Here is a 16,167-nt window from a genome sequence, read left to right as displayed (position 1 = left end):
ATAGGATACTGTTTGCTTTTTCTTTCGACCTTTTTGCTCATCTTCAGTTAAACAGCTAGAGAACTAGACCTTTATCTGATAAATTCTAGTTTCCTCGTCCCATGGGTGGTATCCTTGCCCAATGTACTCAAATCCTAATTTCTCATAGTAACCGATATGGTCAGTAGAGAGGTTCAGATATGGAAAGCCAAATTTTTTTGTATCCGTCTTTGCCTGTTCAATGAGTAGGTTTCCATAATTCTGGCCTCTGTACTTTTCATCAATAAATAGCGCACACAGCCATGGATACAAATCCATTCGGCTAATGAAATCATTCGTAATCAAGCCTGCACAACCGATAATTTCATTTTCTTTCTCTAGCAGATACCATTGCGGTAATGATTGCGGAGCATTTATACAGTTTAAGATACAATCTTCATAGATAATTGGTAATACTTCAGACCAACTATTTTGGAAGTATTGGATTGCTTTTTCCTTATATTCTGGATTATCTCTTATGGAAATTATTTTCATTTTATTCGTTATTATTTTAAAAAGTTAATCTTATTTAAACGTCACAAAATCGCGAAGTATGAGATCTACATAATCCTCAGCATGGTGATCTCATTGGTCTCTACGGTAATTTTTTTGTTCTTTCTCATAATTTCCCCGTGTTTATAATTGGTCTAAATGCTACTTTTTGTTTTTAGATGCAGCAACATTCAATAGTAGAGGTCTTAAAAATTCAGGAATGTAGATTCTCATGAAATTATTCAGGAAACCTATTTAAGTTATTTACTTCTCTATTGTATGCTTTGATCAGCTCCAAATTATGTAAATATTCCTCTTGGTTATTAATTCTTAAATCTGGGAATCTGAAAGTACATAGATTGCCTATATTTTCCCCTAAGGTTAGTTCTAACTTGGTTATCTCCTCAATTTTAATATTTTCATCCTCATGGAAAATTAAATAGTCGCTTCTACTTGATTTTACGAATGAATTTTGAACAAATTCCTTTTTTGGAGAATTTCAAATTCTAAATTTAGATTTCGAATAAATAATACAAAGAGCGTGAATATCCCGCTATATTTTAGACCTTAATTAGTTTTGAAACTAAACCTTTTCTTTACATCAGTTATTTCTTTTTTTATTTCAATAAGTTCAATTCTTAATTTTTCAATTTCTTTGTCTTTGTCTGTTTTAGCACTTTGGATGATACTGTAAATAGAAAGTGCTGTTGGAATAATCAAAGCCAATATTGCAATAGCTAAAGTTGCTTTTGAACGTTTAAGGTCAGCAACAGTTAATAAGTTTAATTGTTTTTCGGTTTCAACATCTCTTTCATTTTTTTTATACCAACCTACTTGAGCTGCTTTTATTCCTGTTGGGGTCAACTCATAAGGTTCAATCCCAGATTCTGGTAATTTAATAAACCCATCATTTAAGAGTGTTTGTTTTAAAAATTCCATCTGCCAGGACTCAGTTTCTTCCCGTTTGGTCTGAGTATTAAATATGAAGTCGAAAGTCATCTTGAGATATCGTGGATCGTTTTCCAATTTCATTTTCTGGCCAAACAGATAGGAGTGGAGAATTGAATCGAGAATTTGATTGTTATTCATTGGATATTTTTTTATTTGCTTTTTGCTTTCCACATTATTCTTCTTAAATACATTGAAACTTCAGTACATATTAATAATGTTTTATGGACGTCTGTCATTTGCTTATCACCTTTATAGATCCACAAAGGTTCCATTTGTCCTGCACGAGAGAATCCCTTTTTTGTAGATGTAAAATTTGAATGTACTTTCTTTGAATCCTAGTTTCTTCTAAAATAGTCGACAATTTCGTAATTCCCGTCGTGATACTTTTCAAGTAATTCTTTAATATAATATTTATGTTGGACCCCAGTTAATATTACTATTTTCTTTCCTTTATGCTGGTAAGCTGTTCTTATAATATTTATTGCCATTGAACTATTTCTTAAATCCCAGAAATTACACCAAAGTTTATAACCTTCTCGCAATGAAATCCTTTGTCCATCGGGTTTTGTAACGAAACGTTTTGAGAAAATAGTTTCAGAGTCAGTGATTTTAGTTAACGAATGGTGTTGGATGTTCTGACGGCACCTATTTATTGAATCAAATTCAATAGAATTTAAAGCCTTAAATCCTTTTTTAGAAAATGCTATCAGCGATTTATTTGCATCTAAGTATTCTTTATAAATTTTGGTGTTTTCCAAATTCAATAAATTTTTGTTGTATAGACTATCGATAAGCTTAATTGTTAAATTGTCAGTCGGAGTCATTCCATTAGATTTTCTGTAAGCATTTCTTCCTTCGAATTCAAATGGTAGATTTAATGTCTTGGGATATTTTTCCAAATATTTTATGGATGCATTTTGTTCATTTGAATTTGGCTTTACGTCTTCAAAATATGCCGCTATTTGTTCACTATCGTTTTCTTGTAATAGAATATCAGGTTTTATTTCATCTAAAAGTTCGAAAAGCATTTCAGGATTTAGAATATTCGAACTTTCATGTACTGTACCTATTATATATAATTTAGTCTTATCATAATTTTGACTAAATAGCGTATTAATTGATAAACTAAATAAAATTAAAAATAGGTATTTCATCTTTTAAGATTTTAGGAATTAAATTTACGGCAAACACTCAAATATACCATAATGCGTATTTATATTTATCAATAAATATTAAATCTAAATATAACTTTCCATCTTTTATAATTTCTATTGATAATAAGATAGATAAGTTGTCAAAATCTCAAGGTGATAAAATGTGTTGGAATTTTGGTGAATGCAGTTTCGGTCCAAATATCGACTCCACTGATGGGAGTTTTCAGTAAAACCATATTATTTAATGTATAGCTAAATGCGAGAATTTAAGTTACGGTTTTTATTTTATGTAAAATTTAATAAAAAATTTGTGTCGTAAATATGGTTTATCCATGGGAATCCTGTATGAATAATGGATCCCAATGGTCGTGGAAACCCATTGACTTTTTGAGGGAGAGAAAATTATTCAAGATCTTCATTATAGGCCTGCCTATTAATTTTGAAAAACTATACAGATGAATTAAAGCAAATGCACCAAGAATATATACTCAATCATCATGAAGTTATAAAAGCTGTTAAAAGTAGATCACAGCTAACTTTCAGACAGATTATAGGTATCCGAGAGTCTGCATTTAGTATCTCTCAGTTATTTACCATAACTGATGGGGAGGAGATTATTAGGGCAGGTTTTGCTCGTTAGCCAGATTTGAATTGCAGTGGAGTTGGAACTGCTCAAGAAGGGATTGGTTGCCCATTAAAGCTCTTAGCAAATATCTAGCAAAATAGATTTCAAAAAAAGTATTCTTGTCGCATCTTATTATAGATAGTCTCGATTTAGATTATTCCTATTACAGATTCTTTTAATATAAAGTTATAAAAAGAATCTGTATGAATAATGCAACGACCAACAGGTATAAGATACAGCCTAACTCTATGGGATTATATTGAATACTTAAAGAGAGCTCTTTGAATTTGCATATTTCAATGTCCAAAAAGAACCCCAACAGGTACGGCATTTTTTCGTAAAAACAAAAATACACCATTTATTTCAAACACATAACTTCCCCTTACTTAAAAGATAGTTTATTTAGGATTGTGTTTATGAGAGCATGTGCTTTCGTCGCATCCTGCTTTTTGACATAAATAGTCCCCATTACTTTAAATTTCCCCTTTTTGTCTTGAATTAAAAAGTTTTTATCAAAACTACGTGTTTTATAATAGTCGACCAGTACATCAAAATTATTCACAGACTTTATTTCGCTGAAATAATCATTAGCTCGCGTACGATCAGGCTGTGTCCCCTTACGATAGAGTATTTCTGGTGCATAAGCTTTCTGTCTGTCATATAAGTCCACTTTTTTATTCTCTGAAGTTATTTTCCTTGTAACAATATTTACCAGCATATTATCAATCAACCAAAATTCACCCACCATTTCTTTGGAACTTTTTTCTATGGGATCGGGATTTATTTCTTTCAGTTTTGTAAAAGCCTGGTCAATGGTTAGTCTTTTTGTCTGTGGCAATTGGTCACAAGTTGCCGCCCCATTCAATGTTATTACATTATCTCCCTGAAGATATGTCTGAGAATTTGCATTTTGGAGCCCCAAAAAGCAGACTAGTATAAGTACGATATTATTTTTCATGATATTGATATTAGCAGTTAATATTGGATATAATTTTTTTAAGAGTCTTTGAATCAATTTTATAAATCACCGGTTCAAAGTTAGCTTTACCTACATCTGAACGGTAAAGCTGTATCATATCTCCGTATAGATCCAGCAGCGCAAGCTCTTGGGCTGTATGTCCATCATACCCCGATTTTTCATATTTTCTAAATAAGTCTCTGAATTTATCTTGATCTGCCGCCATGTTAGGATAACGACTTACCCATTTGGCAGGATCAGTAATTGTTATGGCATAATCATGATTTGTTGTCATTACATTGATACTATGATAATTAAGATACACTTGTTTCTGAGTAGTAGATAAAGTGGTCATGTTTCCAGTACTGGTCGCCATATAGGGAAATATCCCAGAGAATACATCCATTGCCGACGGGCCGCTCTGGAATGGGTGAGTATGAGAATAGTCTGCTGTCACTTCAACCTGATTATTTGGTAACCAATTCCATGCTTCATATGATGGTACTTCCTGACTGCCTCCACCAGTTGAGTATCCTACCTCAACATTGGTGAATCTTGTTATATTTCCATTATTAAGATTGATATAAGAATTATATCCGTGCTCAAGACCCTTTCCCGGTCCCTCATTTAAAGTTAAGTTTTTTATTTCATTGTTTTTAGCTAATATTTTCGAATTTTTTTTACGGTTATTTAACTCCTTTTTATTTGCACAAGGATCATTTTTATCAAACTTTTGGGCTATAGGATTAGATCCAATTGTTCCATTACCTCCACCTACATCAGAAGGAGTTCCATAAGGTGGAATTTCAGCATTACCTCCGTTCAATAGAATAGGGTCATCATTACATGCGGCATGAGGTAATGTAGTCTTTGGGAAATGCCATACTGTGTTAAGATGATCTTCAACATAACCATGAACCACCCTGTCATCTTCCTCTGGCTGACATCTAGGATCTCCGAGCGATCCTCCTGCCTTTAGTCTACGTTTAAAATTACTATTAAGCCAAGTATTATCTGAATTGAAAATTGAAAAATACCCCTGTCCCCCGTAGTATTTTATAACAGTAATATTTTTATCAAAATAACCTTCAGAAATTATTCGGCCAGTGAAACCCTCAGGTAAGTCATTTCCGAATTCTGGTAGAAATATTACTTTAACAAATTGCCATTCTCCTTTTTCATTTTTTGTAGCTTTAATAATCAAATTATTGTTAAGATCAAGAGGGATTGAATCATTGGTATAGACTTTGACATCTTCTAAAGTTTTTACTGGAATGATTGCCGTATCGGCAGTTTTGAATTTGATATTTTCCCATGATACTTCAGTTCTGAAATTCTCATTGAAGCTTAGGTCGTCATATTTCATCCCTTTTGTCGCAATTTGGGCGTCAAATGCGTTTTTCAATAACGAAGTTGGATTTTCTGCATCGGTTAAAGAATTTACGATGTCTTTTTTACAACCATATATACCGATAAACAGCATAATGCTCATTACGAAGAAATAAATATTTTTCATTTACAGTAAGTAATTTTTAGCTTAAACTGATTTTTGTAAATTATATGTGCAAATATAATTATTCAAAAAGAAAAAAATACTATAAAAAATTAAATAAATAAGGTATGGATAATTAACTATCTCGGGCGTTGAAAAATGCAAAATAGCAAAGTGGAGTTGCTACATTTGAGTTGACATCAAGTTAAGTGAATTAGGTAACTTAACAGAAATTATGTCACAAGAAAGAAAAACGTATCCAAAAGAGTTCAAGTTAATGAGTGTCGAACTGAGTAATACCCTTACAGACCTGGGCGCCCTTGTGAAAGAACTGGATATTAGTCCGGCGTTGTTATATCGCTGGGGGAAAGAGTTTTCCAGCAAACAAGGCAGTAGTTTTCCTGGAAACGGGAAATTCATACTCAGCGCAGCTGAGCAAGAGCTGGCTTTATTGAAGAAGGAATTGTGGGAAACACAGATGGAGCGCGATATCTTAAAAAAGGCTATCAGCATTTTCTCCAAGGGCGACAACAAATATTCGGGTTCATAAATGATCATTGCAGAATATTTTTAGTTGGGAAGATGTGTTCAGTATTTAAAGTGAGTAGGGCTGGGTTTTACAAATGGACGGTCAGCAGTCCATCAAACAGAAGCATTGAAAATTAAATGATTGAAATCGAGGTTTTACAAGCCTTTGAGAATAGTAAAAAGATATATGGCAGTCCCAGGATTACCTTGGAACTGCATAAAAAGGCTATTAGCGTATCCCGACCGAGAGTTGCAAGAATCATGAAAAAAGCTAAACTGAGAAGCACCAGGCAAGGCTGGCTGTATTTAACAACGGTGATTGATCTAGGTGATAGAAAAATCATCGGCTGGGCATTAAGTACCACAATGAAAGCAAACGATACCGTACTTCCTGCTTTCAAAATGGCGCAATCTAGACGACCAGTCACTCGGCAGCTCATTTTTCATTCTGATCGTGGGGTCCAATATGCTTGTAATGAATTTCGAGGGCTACTGGAGAAAAATCCTTTGATCATCAGAAGCATGAGCCGAAAAGGTAATTGCTGGGACAACGCAGTAGCCGAGAGCTTCTTTAAAACACTTAAAGCCGAATGTGTCTATCAATACAACTTCATTGACAAAGAGCAACATAGATTGAGTCATATAAGTTAATCACATTAAGATACTGATAAAAACCAAATATCTAGCATGTAAAATAGTTGCGAAAGATAGGTAATCCATAACATTAAAAGGGTCTAATTTACATTAGACCCTTTATCTTGGCGTTCAACCGTACAGTAATTTTGATAGGCGCGTCATTTTTTTCTAAAGAATTTTATTTGTTCAAGTCTTTGGTAGGCTTGTTCCTTAGTGTATTCTTGCTTTGGTAATTGTTCTATGGATTTATAATTTCCAAAACGATACTCTTTAATATTTGGTCCAGTTGAAAGTAAATTGAATTCATTGCAATTGTCGCATTGTATTATTGTCCAACTATGGTCTGGAATACCATCTTCTTTTCTTTTAATAAATGTCTCAAGCTTAGAACTGCATTGAGTGCAGTCTTGAGATAAGGTTTCAACAAATTTTTCCGGTCCCTTAAGAAAGGATGTTACTCTGAGTAAAGTACTAAGTACTTTTCCATAAAGCCAACTGTTCAGATTATCTTTAAAGTCAACCGATACAATTTTTGAAAGTTGGTCAAAATATTCACAGATCAATTCACGTTCTTCAGTATCATATTCTAAACTTTTAATGCTGTCTAATGAGTTTTTTAAAATATTTTTTATTTTTCTTGGCGTACAGTCTGCATTTGTTGCTTCTATTAAATTGTCAGCACAATTGTTTAACAAATTTTGAATTCCATTATACAAATCAACATCAGACGAATTTAGACCACGTTTTTCCCACTCAGAAGTAGAAAACTTGTTTCTTTCTCTAAAACTACTTAAATTATCTAAAATTGTCTGTTTGTCATTCATTATATTGTCTATTTTGTATCAGTACTTTTATTCGGATTGAGTATACATAGTAAATACATATGCAAAACTAATGTACAAAACTTTGTGCAGTTTTTTTATCCGTATATATTCACGAATTGCTATATTTTCAAAAAAATAAAAAATGGATATAACCCTGGTCAAATATATAGAAGATGACTTTGATTCTTTTAAAAGAATGGTAAGTGATGAGGAGACAATGAGATTCATAACCGGAATAGTTTGGACAGAAGACGATGCAAGATTACAGTTCGATGCAATGCTGCAAATGAATACTCAACAGGAAAAATTAGGGTTTTTTAAAGTAGTCAATCAGAAAAACGAATTTATAGGAAATTGTTCATTGGAATATTACAAATATGATGCTGCAATTCTTGAAATTGGCTATGTCCTTAAGAGAGAATTTTGGAGAATGGGCTATGGAACGGCAATTCTACAACAGCTCGTTTACAAAGCTAATAATTCATACCCAAACATGGATGTGATTGCGATTATCGATCCGGAGAATGAGGCTTCAAAAAAATTACTTTGCAAAAATGGTTTTGAAAGCTATTTCAGAGGAATGGAAGATGGTAAGTTTTCTGAAAAGTTTATATTGAAAAATCTGCACGCAGACTAAACCGTCATTTTCTTATATTCGTATCAACAACGCGATACCGTTATGCTTTACAATCCATTTGAACAACTCACCCGTGCTACCTTTCAGGAATTTCTGGAACAGGGCTATCGTCAGTGTTTGTGTTTATTAAGCTATCATAGATACCTATTTTCACTGCTATTTCTGTGATTGATCACCGGAGGTATCTGTTTTTTTGAGCTTTGCATGAATAGCTAGCAAAGATTCATATTTTTTTTTCGATTTTTCTAAGTAACGCTCTTTTTCAATAATCACTTTTTCTTGCTCTTGTATTCTTCTTCTTAAATATAAAATAAAGATCAAGCCAATAAAAATTGCCATTAGTATGATGATCATAAGGATGATAAGTATCTGCATAATATATGGATTTAGATATCTATTATAAAATTTTTCATTACCTTTTATAATTGTCTTTAGCTACCTTTTTATAAATTTCTTCCTGTTCTCTTAACACATTATTTTCCCTTTGAATTTCTGCGATGAGTTCTTTTTCTGAGGGTAATTCAAGCAAATATTTGCTCACAAATAATTGCTGATCGCTATCTGCAATAGCATATTCTACCAGTGCTTTGTTCTGATTAGTGACAAGCAGTATTCCTACAGGAGGATTGTCATCTTTCTGCATTATCTCTTTCTTATAATAGTTTACATAAGTTTTCAATTGGCCTATATGCTCATGCTTAGCTTCATCTACTTTTAGTTCTACTAAGACATGACATTTTAATATGCGATGATAGAAAACGAGATCGATAAAGAAGTATTCGCCACCGATCAATATACGTTTTTGTTTAGACTCAAAACAAAAGCCGTGTCCCATTTCTAATAGAAAATTCTCTAGATGATCCAATAGTGCTTTTTCAAGATCATTTTCGTAAACAACATCTTTAGGACTTATGCCGAGAAATTCGAAGGTGAAGGGAGATTTGATAATATCTTCCGGATTCATGCGTTCAGCCTTCTCATTTATAATTTTAGACAGTTGGTCAGGTTTCTTACTGATTCCACTCCTTTCAAAATAGAGTGTATTGATTTGCCTTCTCAGTTCTCTTACACTCCATGTGTTTTTTATAGTTTCGATTTCAAAAAATACTCTTTTACTTAGATCTGAAATGGATATCAATTCCAAGAAATGAGAATATGATAGCTTTGTAAGCAATTCTTCAGGCTTTATGTGGTAAGAATTAAACTGGTGATGCAATGATTTTTGATATGTATCGTTTTCAAAATTAGTGTTTTGTAATTGGTCAGACACTGTCCGACTAATTAGATAACCCTTGTTTTCAAACATAGTATTCTGTGTTAACTGTCGGAAAATGGAAGATTATGTATGGTCTGATCCCAAGATTTTACCAATCTTAACTAATGATGTAGTATTGATATCTTTATATGTAGATGATAAAAGGGAATTGCCAGAAAACGAACAATACGTATCGAAAGAAACGGGTAGAAAAATAAAATCGATAGGTGGTAAATGGAGTGATTTCCAGATTACCCGATATAAAGCAAACGCTCAACCTTATTATCTTATTTTAGATATTGATGAAAATAGTTTGAATGAAGCTGCTGGATATATGCCAGATGTTGACGAGTATGAGCAATGGCTGAAGTCAGGTATTCAAGAGTTTAATAAATAGAAAGAGATATCTTATTAAAAAAAGCTCTAATTGCTGACTTACAGGTGGCATAACCCTACTGTCGCAGAAGTAGAAAGTTATGGCATCACCCTATTTCAAAGCATATAGAACCGTTTGGAAGCAGAGAGCCAAACGGTTTTTTTTGTACCCTAGACTGAAACATGTAAAGCTGAGTATGAAGATACCAAGGCAATTGCACAAAAAATAATAGCTGTGATCGAAGAAGTTATTAAATAATCACTAGCAAAAAAATAAATAGAGCCTAAATATTTAGGCTCTATTTATTACTTATTTTAGTTTACATTATCTCAGAAAATCTTTCAGATCTAAATTGCTACCGTAAAGTGCTAATATATCTCCCTCCTGAATTACTGTTTTTGGGTTAGGTATTCCTTGAAGCACAGTGGCAACCATTCTATTGGTTCCGAAAATATTTCTTTGTTCTGTCTTCTTCAGTATGGTGAGAACCAAAATATTGAACTTTTCTCTAAATCCAATCTCCAGTAGATTTTTCCCAACATATTTATTGGGTACAACTGCCTCTATAATGCTATAATTGTCATTTAGCTCAAAAGATTCTAATAACCCATTAAGACAAAGTTTTTTTGACCATCGTTCTGCAGTTTCTTGTTCCGGATGTACAATTTCATTTACCCCGATAGCCAGCAAAACTTTTTCGTGCAGCGAATTGATTGCCCTACTGATTAACCGTTTTACAAAGTGGTTTTTACATAATGCTGTAGCCATGATGTTCGCACCTTCATTTTCACCGATTGCAACAATAACCGTATCGGTATTTTTAAGCGGCAGACTCATGAATGCTGCCTCATCTGTAGCATCTATGCATATGGTATGCGTAATCTTGTCTTTGAGCATATTTACTTTTTCCATACGGTTGTCCACGCCCATAACTTCATTTCCTTGAGCTGTTAATTTCTCAGCGAGGGAAGCCCCAAAACTACCTAGCCCTATTACGATAAATTTCATATTTTATATTATAGTCATTTCTTCCGTTGGATAACGGTAATTAGTAAATTTAATTTTTTTGAATAGTGATACCAATATTGACAGCATTGTTACCCGACCAATAAACATGATGATAATAATAACCAATTTACTTCCTGTACTTAGGTTTTCAGTAATACCGAGTGTTAAACCTACTGTGCTGTAAGCAGAAAAGCACTCAAATGCAATATCTAGTAAACTCATTTTTGGGTCAAAAGTTGTTATTAAAAATACGCCCAACCCGATCACCAATAAAGATAGTGTCATAGCCGCAAATGCTCTTCGAATGGTCCGTTCAGAAATTTCGCGTTTGAAAACCTCTATATGATCTTTGCCTTTAGCAAGTGAGATAAAATTAAAAATCGCCAATGAAAAGGTGCTCGTTTTGATACCACCACCTGTTGAGTTTGGTGATGCTCCGATCCACATCAACAAGATGATCAGTATGGTTGAAGAAAAATGCAATTCATGAAAATTAATAGAATTATATCCCGCAGTTCGTGGAGTAGTAGCGGTAAAAAGAGCAGTAATGAATTTGCCTATTCCTTCATGTGAAGCAAGGGTATTATGATATTCCTTGAAAAAAAGTATTATTGTTGCAATAACAATAAGTGCAAATGTGGTAATCAGGTTAACTTTACTATTGATACTGAGAACCCGGGGTTTGTAGTTATCTTGTTTTCTTTTTGTCAGCCGCATCATCAATCTATTTACTACATGTTTTAAGTACTTAAGCACATTTATAACTATCGGAAACCCCAGTCCTCCAAAAACAAATAATAATATGATGATCAACTGTAAATTATAATTATTTACATATGTTTCTTGCATCAGTCCATTTGGTAATGTTGAAAAACCAGCATTACAAAAAGAAGAGATCGCATGAAATACTGCGAAAAATATTCGTTCTTCCCACCTAGGTATTAATTGAGCATTAAGTGATAGGTAAATCATCAATGCACCAAATGCTTCTACGATCAATGTAATAAGTAAAATGCGTTTTAACATGATAAAAACTTCACCTACTTTTTCCGCATTCATATAATCTTTAGTCGCCAGCTGGTGTTCATAACTGGAGCCACCCTTGAAGAAATAACTAAAATAACTCGAAAAGGTTAATATACCAAGACCACCGGCTTGAATAAGTATCATGATTACCGTTTGACCAAATAAAGTAAAATGAGTATTTGTGTTTACAACAACCAAACCCGTTACGCATACAGCACTCGTTGATGTAAATAATGCATCAACAATCGAGAGGTCTTTATTTAAAGAGATAGGTAGTTGAAGTAATATTGTTCCTAACAATATCAATAACATAAAACTAAGAATAAATAGTTGTGTCGGACTTATTGAGGATCTATTAAACTGTAAATACTTCATTTCATAAATTTGGTGAAAATGCTGAGCAAATTTAAAAAAATTAGGCTAAATGCATATTGTTTTCTGTTTTATTAAAAATACCTGTAAAAATATTTTTTATTTAAATTGCCCTCGTTAATTTAAATATCTATAATAATTAGATATAATAGTATCTTGTCATCACCTAGATCTATTTTGGAGTTTAGGTAAAAAACATAAAAATATTATAATTTGAGCAAGTTAAAAGATTTTTTAAATCTACATCAGGGAGAAGATCAAAAGGAAAAAGTATTAGAAAATGTGATCGCTAATATTTCATTTCGCGGCGCTAATTTATGGATATTAGCATGTGCTATTGTAATTGCCTCTGTCGGCTTAAATGTCAATTCTACAGCTGTTATTATAGGCGCTATGTTAATATCGCCACTTATGGGACCTATAGTGGGAGCCGGGTTTGCTTTAGGAACTTATGATTTTGGATTATTAAAAAAATCTCTGAAAAATTTACTTATTGCTACATTGGTCAGTTTATTTGTTTCCTTTCTATATTTTTCACTAAGTCCTTTTAAAGAGGCTCAATCGGAATTATTAGCTCGAACAGCACCAAATATATATGACGTACTGATCGCATTTTTTGGAGGTATGGTTGGAGTTATAGCCATCACTCGAGTGGAGAAGGGAAATCCCATCCCTGGTGTAGCAATTGCTACAGCATTGATGCCTCCGCTCTGTACCGCAGGTTATGGGCTAGCCATTGGTAGCCTATCTTATTTCGGAGGTGCTATGTATCTCTATATGATCAATTGCTTCTTTATCTGTATATCGACTTTTCTTATTGTCAAATTTCTGAAATACCCGAGCGTAAGCTTTTTAAATGAAGGAAAGAAAAAGCGCATTACAAGAACAATCACTTTATTAATTCTAGTCATGATTGTGCCGAGTTTTTACTTAGCATATGCATTATTGCAAGAGAAAAAATTCACGCAGCAAGTTAATATGTTTATCCAAAATGAACTTGTGCAAAAAGGATATACCCTGATTTATGAAAAAACTAAATTCAACCAACGACCTAAAAAAATTGAACTCGCATTTTTGGATAAGAAATTCTCAAAATCTGAGTTGATTGATTTGAAAAGTAAACTCTTGCTATATAATATCGATAATACAGAATTGTTTATTCGTCAGGATAGTACTGATTTAAAGCGGGATATCTTGGCAGAAATCAGTAGACGTTCAGAAAATGTGTCTGAAAAAGATATTGCTATTCAAAATCTTAGAAAGGAGCTGACAACATATAAGTTTGATGATCAGGAGTTAATTAAAGAAATCACAACATTATTTCCAACTTTAACCCCTTTTTCTATTGGAAAGCAATTAACGGTAAATACTGCTGATAGTACCAAGATGGAAACGGTTTTGTTCTACAGCGGGAAAGGAAAATTAGATAACAAAGAACTTTCTAAACTGAGAGATTGGCTGAATATTAAGCTTGATGGATCTGATATCAAGATTTTAAAAGGGGAATAACAAGAAGGAATGGTTTAATGTCATTAATAACCATTCCTTTTCTTGGCTATCTATAAGAAAATTGAATTCGAAGCATTTCTATCAATAGCATTCGGATTAAAATAATCGATAGTTGGATTTCCTAAATCCATTGATTTTTTATCAGTTTACATTATACATACTAACCTTGATCTTTTAAATTACTCCCAATGAATATCGCATTTTTCTCATCTGATGATAGGGACAAAAAACGCTCATACTGTTTCAGCACATCACTAATAATTTCGTTTTTCGTAAAATACTGAATGTCATAACCCTCGCGTTCGTCACCAAAATAAGTCATGGGTACATGTGTTTTCATTGTACCGATATCGGGCGCATTTTCTTCCTCACGTAAAAAGTCTGATATTTTTTCGAGTTGACTTTTTACGCCATATCGAAAATCAGTCATCGCATCGTGCTTGATTTCGATTTCAACAGATGAGGGGCTTTCAGATTTTAAATTTACAGTAGCGACAATCCCTTTAGAACCAAACTCTTCAGCGAGTTCCTGAAAAGCGGGAAACACAGTATTTTTTAAGTATGCATCTATTGTATTTCGGTCTTTGTAGGACAGAATACGTCCTAAGCGCTCTTTCCAATATTCACCGGACCAATTGTTTGTGGAGTGCGAAAATTCACGCGCATGATATTCAGTATCGATGGTGAGTGCGTTCATGAGACAGTAGCAAAACAATAACATAATGATAGAAAAGGGGAGGGCTGTAATCAAAGTCATTGTTTGCAAAGATTTTAACCCGCCGGCATTTAGAAGTACTAAAGCAAGTATGGCCAGTAACACCCCCCAGAAAATATACTGCCATTTAGGTGATTTTGCGGCATTGTTTGAAGAAATACTGTTCATCACATAAATGCCCGAATCGGCTGATGTCACAAAGAAAATGAAAATTATAAAAATGGAAAGTATGTTTGTTATCTGTTGTAGCGGAAAGAATTCAAAAAATTTGAAAAGAAGTACATCAGTATTAGCAACTATAGCGCTAAGAGCACCATTAGCCTGGTGTTGATCCATCCATATGGCACTATTGCCAAATATAGTCATCCACATAAAATTAAATACTGAAGGTATAATGAGCACAGCACTGATAAACTCCCTAATTGTCCTTCCTTTGGATATTTTAGCGATAAATAGACCTACATATGGAGACCAGGATATCCACCAGGCCCAATAGAGTATAGTCCAATTGAAGAACCATTGCTGACGCTCGGGTTCATGTGCATGGGTATTAAATGTGAGATGAAAGAAGGCATTAATATATTCACCTAAACCTTCAGAAAATGTTCCCAATAAAAAAGTAGTCGGACCTAAAATAAGGACAAATAACATCAGAACCAATGCCGCTATTATGTTTATTTGACTTAATATTTTAACACCTTTCGTAACTCCAGATGTAGCCGACAGAATGGCGATGGTCATGATTACGATGACGATGATAACCTGATACATAAAATTACTTTCTGGAATTATTCCCAGATGTACTAAGCCGGCACTGAGCTGCACTACACCAAAACCCAATGTGGTTGTTATACCAAAGAAAGTGCTGCATAAAGCAAACATGTCAACAATATCGCCAGCACGACCTTGTATTTTGTCTTTTAATATTGGATAAAAACAACTTCTTAATGATAAGGGTAATTTATACCGATACGTGAAATAGGCCAATGAAAGGCCAACTACTCCATATATCGCCCAAGCATGTATACCCCAATGGAAGAATGTATATAATTGAGCGTCTTTAGCACGTGCAGCAGACGTTAGTCCGGCTACCGAGGGATCTGTGTAATGGGACATCGGTTCTGCGACACTGAAGTACATTAGTCCAATACCCATACCGGCTGCAAATAACATAGATATCCATGAGAAAAAAGAGAACTCAGGTTTCGTATCATTGGCACCTAATCTTATGCTTCCATATTTGCTAAATATTAAAAAAAGTAGGAAGAGCACAAAAATAGTTACAACCATGACATAGAGCCAGTTCATATTTTCAAACAAGAAAGTTTTTAGAATATTCAGGTAGTAATTTGCTCTCACCGGGAAAAAGCTTGATAAAAAAGTAATACCAAGTATAAAGATGAGACTGGGTAAAATAATACCAGGCACAAAGGTGCTCTTTAGCTTTAAGAGATTAGTTAATTTCATTAAAGTTTGATTTTAAGATTCAACGTATTAAGCTTATGTAGTTGAAATAAAATAATGTTGTGGTCTGTTTTTGTTGTTACTATTACATGATGTCAGTGGGGTATTTTCTTCATATTAAGAACCC

General features: G+C 33.5%; 16 protein-coding genes. 5 read left to right on the top strand and 11 right to left on the bottom strand.

The window, feature by feature from the left end:
- Nucleotides 1–63 precede the first annotated feature (63 nt).
- The 5 genes from FHR29_RS07190 to FHR29_RS07170 form a co-directional block, all read right to left on the bottom strand.
- Entirely contained in the window at nucleotides 64–513 is a 450-nt protein-coding gene (locus FHR29_RS07190) for a GNAT family N-acetyltransferase (protein ID WP_183913423.1), read from the bottom strand.
- A gap of 564 nt (nucleotides 514–1,077) precedes the next feature.
- Nucleotides 1,078–1,599 carry a hypothetical protein gene (locus FHR29_RS07185; protein WP_183913421.1) on the bottom strand — a complete coding sequence of 174 codons (522 nt, stop codon included), beginning with the start codon at nucleotides 1,597–1,599 and terminating at the stop codon, nucleotides 1,078–1,080.
- A gap of 197 nt (nucleotides 1,600–1,796) precedes the next feature.
- Complete coding sequence (locus FHR29_RS07180; protein ID WP_183913419.1) at nucleotides 1,797–2,615, bottom strand: hypothetical protein; 819 nt, start codon at nucleotides 2,613–2,615, stop codon at nucleotides 1,797–1,799.
- Between the two features lie 1,007 nt (nucleotides 2,616–3,622).
- Nucleotides 3,623–4,198, bottom strand: a complete 576-nt coding sequence (locus FHR29_RS07175) for a hypothetical protein (protein WP_183913417.1) — start codon at nucleotides 4,196–4,198, stop codon at nucleotides 3,623–3,625.
- Nucleotides 4,199–4,208: 10 nt separating this feature from the next.
- Complete coding sequence (locus FHR29_RS07170; protein WP_183913415.1) at nucleotides 4,209–5,714, bottom strand: hypothetical protein; 1,506 nt, start codon at nucleotides 5,712–5,714, stop codon at nucleotides 4,209–4,211.
- Nucleotides 5,715–5,925: 211 nt separating this feature from the next.
- On the opposite strand from FHR29_RS07170, the gene FHR29_RS07165 reads away from it, so the two are divergent.
- Both FHR29_RS07165 and FHR29_RS07160 read left to right on the top strand, forming a co-directional pair.
- A complete protein-coding gene (locus tag FHR29_RS07165) occupies nucleotides 5,926–6,240 on the top strand; it encodes a transposase (protein WP_183913413.1) in 315 nt (104 codons plus the stop codon).
- 116 nt (nucleotides 6,241–6,356) lie between these two features.
- Entirely contained in the window at nucleotides 6,357–6,869 is a 513-nt protein-coding gene (locus FHR29_RS07160; RefSeq protein WP_183913411.1) for a DDE-type integrase/transposase/recombinase, read from the top strand.
- Between the two features lie 143 nt (nucleotides 6,870–7,012).
- Here FHR29_RS07160 and FHR29_RS07155 read toward each other — a convergent pair whose 3' ends face one another.
- Nucleotides 7,013–7,678, bottom strand: coding sequence for a DUF4844 domain-containing protein (locus tag FHR29_RS07155; protein ID WP_183913409.1), 666 nt, complete (start codon nucleotides 7,676–7,678; stop codon nucleotides 7,013–7,015).
- A 142-nt stretch (nucleotides 7,679–7,820) separates the two neighbouring features.
- Between FHR29_RS07155 and FHR29_RS07150 the strand changes: the two genes are divergently transcribed.
- Nucleotides 7,821–8,315 carry a GNAT family N-acetyltransferase gene (locus FHR29_RS07150; RefSeq protein ID WP_183913407.1) on the top strand — a complete coding sequence of 165 codons (495 nt, stop codon included), beginning with the start codon at nucleotides 7,821–7,823 and terminating at the stop codon, nucleotides 8,313–8,315.
- A 156-nt stretch (nucleotides 8,316–8,471) separates the two neighbouring features.
- On the opposite strand, the gene FHR29_RS07145 is transcribed toward FHR29_RS07150, so the two are convergent.
- Together FHR29_RS07145 and FHR29_RS07140 are read right to left on the bottom strand one after the other, a co-directional pair.
- Complete coding sequence (locus FHR29_RS07145; protein ID WP_183913405.1) at nucleotides 8,472–8,690, bottom strand: hypothetical protein; 219 nt, start codon at nucleotides 8,688–8,690, stop codon at nucleotides 8,472–8,474.
- 37 nt (nucleotides 8,691–8,727) lie between these two features.
- Nucleotides 8,728–9,621 (bottom strand): YhcG family protein, encoded by an 894-nt coding sequence (locus tag FHR29_RS07140; protein WP_183913403.1) that lies wholly within the window; start codon nucleotides 9,619–9,621, stop codon nucleotides 8,728–8,730.
- A gap of 25 nt (nucleotides 9,622–9,646) precedes the next feature.
- Between FHR29_RS07140 and FHR29_RS07135 the strand changes: the two genes are divergently transcribed.
- Nucleotides 9,647–9,967: a hypothetical protein gene (locus FHR29_RS07135; protein WP_221197822.1), complete on the top strand. Its 321-nt coding sequence runs from the start codon at nucleotides 9,647–9,649 to the stop codon at nucleotides 9,965–9,967.
- Between the two features lie 303 nt (nucleotides 9,968–10,270).
- Here the strand turns inward: FHR29_RS07135 and FHR29_RS07130 are convergent, their stop codons facing one another.
- Both FHR29_RS07130 and FHR29_RS07125 read right to left on the bottom strand, forming a co-directional pair.
- The gene (locus tag FHR29_RS07130; protein ID WP_183913401.1) at nucleotides 10,271–10,954 is read right to left on the bottom strand and encodes a TrkA family potassium uptake protein; all 684 of its coding nucleotides are present in this window, start codon (nucleotides 10,952–10,954) and stop codon (nucleotides 10,271–10,273) included.
- A gap of 3 nt (nucleotides 10,955–10,957) precedes the next feature.
- Nucleotides 10,958–12,355, bottom strand: a complete 1,398-nt coding sequence (locus tag FHR29_RS07125; protein ID WP_183913399.1) for a potassium transporter TrkG — start codon at nucleotides 12,353–12,355, stop codon at nucleotides 10,958–10,960.
- Between the two features lie 210 nt (nucleotides 12,356–12,565).
- Here FHR29_RS07125 and FHR29_RS07120 point away from each other — a divergent pair, with 210 nt between their 5' ends.
- On the top strand, nucleotides 12,566–13,861 hold the full coding sequence (locus FHR29_RS07120) for a DUF389 domain-containing protein (protein ID WP_183913397.1): 1,296 nt from the start codon (nucleotides 12,566–12,568) through the stop codon (nucleotides 13,859–13,861).
- A gap of 160 nt (nucleotides 13,862–14,021) precedes the next feature.
- Here the strand turns inward: FHR29_RS07120 and FHR29_RS07115 are convergent, their stop codons facing one another.
- Nucleotides 14,022–16,043, bottom strand: a complete 2,022-nt coding sequence (locus FHR29_RS07115; protein WP_183913396.1) for a BCCT family transporter — start codon at nucleotides 16,041–16,043, stop codon at nucleotides 14,022–14,024.
- Nucleotides 16,044–16,167: the final 124 nt, after the last annotated feature.

Source organism: Sphingobacterium sp. JUb56 (assembly GCF_014191365.1).
GTDB classification, from domain to species: Bacteria; Bacteroidota; Bacteroidia; order Sphingobacteriales; family Sphingobacteriaceae; genus Sphingobacterium; species Sphingobacterium anhuiense.
This window is presented reverse-complemented; position numbering and strand designations above follow the sequence as displayed.